5 protein-coding genes are annotated in these 4,929 nt (G+C 50.0%); 1 reads left to right on the plus strand and 4 read right to left on the minus strand.

Going from position 1 to position 4,929, the window contains the following annotated elements; translation table 11 throughout:
• Nucleotides 1-915: 2-hydroxyacid dehydrogenase (locus CAG65_RS00710; RefSeq protein WP_161451475.1), on the plus strand; the 915-nt coding region annotated here is incomplete at its 5' end.
• On the opposite strand, the gene CAG65_RS00715 is transcribed toward CAG65_RS00710, so the two are convergent.
• The 4 genes from CAG65_RS00715 to CAG65_RS00730 all read right to left on the minus strand — a co-directional run bounded on the left by CAG65_RS00715 (nt 899) and on the right by CAG65_RS00730 (nt 4,623).
• Complete coding sequence (locus tag CAG65_RS00715; protein ID WP_161451477.1) at nt 899-2,377, minus strand: NAD(P)H-hydrate dehydratase; 1,479 nt, start codon at nt 2,375-2,377, stop codon at nt 899-901. The two genes, CAG65_RS00710 and CAG65_RS00715, sit on opposite strands and share 17 nt — an antisense overlap.
• 143 nt (nt 2,378-2,520) lie before the next feature.
• Nucleotides 2,521-2,964, minus strand: a complete 444-nt coding sequence (locus CAG65_RS00720) for a PAS domain-containing protein (protein WP_021704829.1) — start codon at nt 2,962-2,964, stop codon at nt 2,521-2,523.
• On the minus strand, nt 2,964-3,968 hold the full coding sequence (locus tag CAG65_RS00725) for a response regulator (protein ID WP_021704830.1): 1,005 nt from the start codon (nt 3,966-3,968) through the stop codon (nt 2,964-2,966). The genes CAG65_RS00720 and CAG65_RS00725 overlap by 1 nt, the downstream gene beginning before the upstream one ends.
• A gap of 193 nt (nt 3,969-4,161) precedes the next feature.
• Nucleotides 4,162-4,623 carry a TetR/AcrR family transcriptional regulator gene (locus tag CAG65_RS00730; protein ID WP_161451478.1) on the minus strand — a complete coding sequence of 154 codons (462 nt, stop codon included), beginning with the start codon at nt 4,621-4,623 and terminating at the stop codon, nt 4,162-4,164.
• Between the last annotated feature and the right edge of the window lie 306 nt (nt 4,624-4,929).

The following is a 4,929-nucleotide window of genomic DNA, read 5'->3' on the forward strand; positions in this document are numbered from 1 at the left end:
TTTCACGATTTTCGGCTGACGACCAAAACGGCCAAAATGGCACAAGGTTGCCAGGTTGTCTGCGCATTTGTTAACGACGATCTCTCCGCTCCGGTTTTGGAAAGTCTTCATGCGCATGGTGTCAGAGTGGTCGCGATGCGCTGCGCTGGCTTTGATAAAGTCGACCAAAGTGCCGCTAAACGTCTGGGCATTCAGGTGGTGCGCGTACCCGCCTACTCACCAGAAGCCGTGGCAGAGCACACCATAGGGTTGATGTTGTGTCTGAACCGTCGTTTTCACAAAGCGTATCAACGTACCCGAGACGCCAACTTCGCATTAGACGGGTTGGTCGGTTTTAACTTCCATGGAAAAACCGTCGGTGTGATTGGCAGCGGTAAAATTGGCCTGGCCACCATGCGTATTCTGAAAGGCCTGGGCATGCACATTCTATGTTACGACCCTTATGAAAATCCGCTGGCCATCGAACTGGGCGCGACCTATTGCTCAAAAGAAGCGCTGTTTAAGCAAAGTGATGTGATTACGTTGCACTGCCCGATGTCTGAAGAGAACTATCACCTGCTCAATGAAGAGGCGTTCAATCAGATGAAAGACGGTGTCATGATCGTCAACACCAGCCGTGGTGAATTGCTGGATTCGGTTGCGGCTATCGAAGCATTAAAACGTGGCCGCATTGGCGCTCTGGGTTTGGATGTGTATGACAATGAAAAAGACCTGTTCTTCCAGGACAAATCGAATGACGTGATCGTCGATGACGTATTCCGACGTCTGTCGGCTTGTCATAATGTGCTGTTCACCGGGCACCAGGCATTTCTGACCGAAGACGCACTGCACAATATTGCCGATACCACACTCAGCAACATCGCGCATGTACTGAAAGGTGAGAAATCCGGTAACGAGCTTATCGAACTCGATTAACCACCTCCCTGATGCAGGGGAACAGATCACTGGCCACCAGCCCGCGTTCCCCTGCACTTCCCGCCGCCAGATCAGCGGCACGACTGTGAACATAGACACCTAGTGACGCAGCGTCCATCAGCTCATACCCTTGTGCCAGAAAACCAGTGATCACGCCGGTCAAGACATCACCCATACCACCCGTAGCCATGCCGGGATTGCCCACCAAACACACCCGTGTGGTGTAATCGCTGGACACAATCGTTCCTGCACCTTTCAATACACATACACCACTGTATTTTTCCTGCAAAGACTTTGTTGCCTGATAACGATCGGCCTCAATATCAGCGACCGTGCAATCGAGTAATCTTGCCGCTTCCCCGGGATGCGGGGTAATGATGCGATTGTCATCCTGATTCGGGTACATCGCCAGCAGGTTTAACGCATCCGCGTCGAATACTTTTGGTTTATTCTGATGGCTAATATGATCAAACAACGTTTTACTGAAGTTCGTTTGCCCAAGACCCGGTCCAAAACCTATGGCGCTGGCCCAGTGAATCCGGTCACGCATAATGCACCCCTCCAACCAGTCAGATGCCATGACTTCAGGCATTCTGACCAACAATGGGGTCAGATGCTGTTGTTGTGTCAGTGTCGCTGTTAAGCCACTCCCAGCACGAAGACACGCCTCCGACGCAAGCAAAATTGCGCCGCCCATCCCCAGATCGCCACCGATAAGAACCGAACGACCAAAACGGCCTTTATGCGCGCTCTGACGGCGGGGTTGTAACAGATCATCACAATACGCCGGCGTAATGGCGTACACCGACGGTGAGTTCTGGCAATCAAACACTTCTGCCATTTCCAGACCAGCAAAGTGCATCTGACCTACATAGTCACGCGCCTGCCCCGTCACCAAACCTTGTTTCAGACCAATAAAGCTTATCGTCTGAGTGGCACGCACCGCCGCGCCCAACACTGTCCCTGTATTGGCACACAATCCTGAGGGAACATCGATCGCAATCACTGGGCATTCATAGCTATTGATCATTTGGATAAGCTGGCGAGTCGAACTTCTGACCTGACCACTCAAACCAGTGCCCAACACTGCATCGACTACAACGTCCGGGCTGTAAAACTGTGTGTCGTCCGGGCGGATCTTCCCTCCCGCCTGGCAAAATTCATCTCGGGCTAACGCTGCATCACCGCTCACGCGTTCTGGGTCGCCATGATGACAAAGTGTGACGGACAACCCTGCCTGCAATGCAAGCGTTGCGACAATATAGCCGTCCCCACCGTTGTTGCCTCCGCCCGTGTATATCAACAGATGTTGCGCTCTGGGATGGGATTGCCTGAGCAGTTGGAATGCGGCTAGACCAGCCCGCTTCATCAGGGTGTACATTGGAACGCCCGCACTGCGGGCAGCGAGAACTTCTCCGGCTTTAACCTGTTGCGCCGAATAGTAGTGAGCTGGAAGGGACATACGTGCTCCCGTGAACTGCTTAACCGGTATCCTCAGCGTAAACTAAAAAGCCGAGGTTTTCCTCGGCCTTTAGTGCATTTTCGTTAACTCACACACTCTGACATGCAACGTATTCACACTCAGCCACAATCATAAAACGACGATCACAATTGACGATTCACAGACATCAAAGCCTCTGCGGTTGCATCCTGAATAGACAAAAACAGTGACTTAATCTGTCCCGTTGGTGTTCTCATTGGGTTCAGGGTGATGTTCTGGTACATGAAATCGGCTTGCTGCGTCACCGGGCGAACGTTACGGCAACAAAACAGGTACGGCCGTTGTTGCCAACTGATGAAGCTGCGGCAGCCAAGATCGTAAACGGGTTTCGTTTTCAGAATGAACCACTCTCTGGGGATTTCAGGGAAGAGTTCGAACAACGATTTACCGATCGCATCTGCGGAGTGTATCCCGCTATGATGAGTCATAAAACCATTCCACACCTGAACGGTATAGTCCCTGTCGATCACCACTAAACCGAGGTCCACATTCTGAACCATGTCTACCATCCAGTGGAACTGCTCAAACTCAGCAGGAAGATTTAACATCAGAAGTCCTCCATCAGATACGCCAGCTTTTTGTCCAGAAGCGGCAAGGATTCATCGACAAACATAAACAGCATGTCACAACGAATCGACGTGTCCGCGATGGTGTAACTGACTTCAAAGGTCATGGTTTTCTTGAAACTGCCTGAGGTCGATTCGATCACCGAATCGATTGAGATATGTTGTCCGAGTAAAACCGGCGGGCTTTGGAAAAAACGCACCTCAGCCTGCTCTCCCAAACCATTCAGGAACGAGCCGACCAAAATATTTGATACGTCCATTAGCAACTCCAGCTCTTGAAGCTCTTCGCTTTCCGCCGGGATTTTCATCAAACGTTTGAGATCCGACACGCTGGAATCGCTGAGTAGCACCAGGGCTTCACCTGCAACGCCTTCGCCACTAAAGCCCTGACATACACCGGAGACCTGATCGTTGTCGGCCAGATCGCGCAGCGCCATGTGCAGTTCACTGACTTCAAAGATATTCACATTTGGCAGCGGCAGATTGACGAACACATCAAAATGGCGCGCCAGCGCATCCGCGGCGCGGCCAATCGATACGTTGGCCACTTCCATGTAGATATCACGGCGCCGAAGTACCGGCAATTCAAGCGCTATCGGTGTTATCACCTGCGGGCGACTCTGAGGCTGCACCAATTCACGCAAAACAGCGTTCAGAGCATCTTTATCGATCGGTTTTTGAATAAAGGCTTTGGCACCGAGCGACAGCACTCGCTCTCGTGCTTTAGGCTGGATATCCCCCGACACCACCACCACCGGAACATCCATTCCGCGCTGGCGCATTTCTTCCAGGGTACCGAAACCATCCAGCTCAGGCATGGTGAGATCGAGAAACATCAAACGGAAATCACGCTGGCCGAGTTGCTCTAGCGCATCAATACCATGAACAGCAAAGGTGATGTCGGCATTCAGAGAGGCGGGCAGTGAACGAGCCATCTGCTTTCTTGCCAGAGCAGAGTCGTCACAAATCAGAACCGGGAAAGACATGCAATCACCTACTTCTACTTATCGTTAGCTATAGTCCGAAGTGTAACAGATCATGCAGTACGCAGAAATGAAGCGAGAGAATAAATCAGCGCTTAACCTCACACCTCAATGAAGAGATAAGCGGTGATAAGCAAAGGATTGAATAACAATCACCAACAACAAAAACGCCTTCCGAAGAAGGCGTTTATTCAAATCAGTTGGCCATTTTAATCAAGGATTTACCCATCAGCCATTCCAACTCTTTGCTACTTTGAGGACCAAACTGAGCTTCCGCCAGTTTGTACAGTCTGTCGATGCCGTTTGCCGCAAATTCCTCGGCTTTCTCTGTGGTCACGATATGGTGAAACAGCAAACGCAAAATAGCGATAAACTCTTTGTTATCCAACGCGTTAAGCCAACTTTGTGCAAAGGCGTCCAGACCGGCATCCATATTGAGGTGCTCGACAAACATTTTGAAGATGCGACCATCAAGAGCGGCGGTAAAGTCCGTTTTCTTTGGAAAGTGGTGGCTAATACCCGTACGAGAGACGCCGGTTTGTTGGCTCAGCGTTGTGTATGACATTTTGTCATAACCCAATCTGAGCAGTTGATCAACAACCGCATCCATGATTTTCTGAATGGTGATTTCAGTATCTTCTTTACTACGCTTTGGCATGGTTAAGACTCTTCTCTCTGTGAATCCACCCGACTCAAACCTTGAGTCAGAAATCTGTTTCGCGTTTAGCCCCGTGATAACGATCCAAGTACGCCTGATTACCTTTTCGGTAACTTCGAATGTGTCTGTGAATCCGACAATGTAGCGAAAACGCTACATTGTGCGATGGAGTCAAACTGATGTTGCATATTTGATCATATTTTTAGGTTGAATTTGCTATGCAACTACGAACTAACATATTTTCGATATATGAATTAATTGCCAGATAATCTTATAAATTATTCATTTAGGCAATTGGCTCTAAGC

The sequence above is a fragment of the Vibrio sp. V39_P1S14PM300 genome, assembly GCF_009904765.1.
Lineage (GTDB): Bacteria > Pseudomonadota > Gammaproteobacteria > Enterobacterales > Vibrionaceae > Vibrio > Vibrio proteolyticus.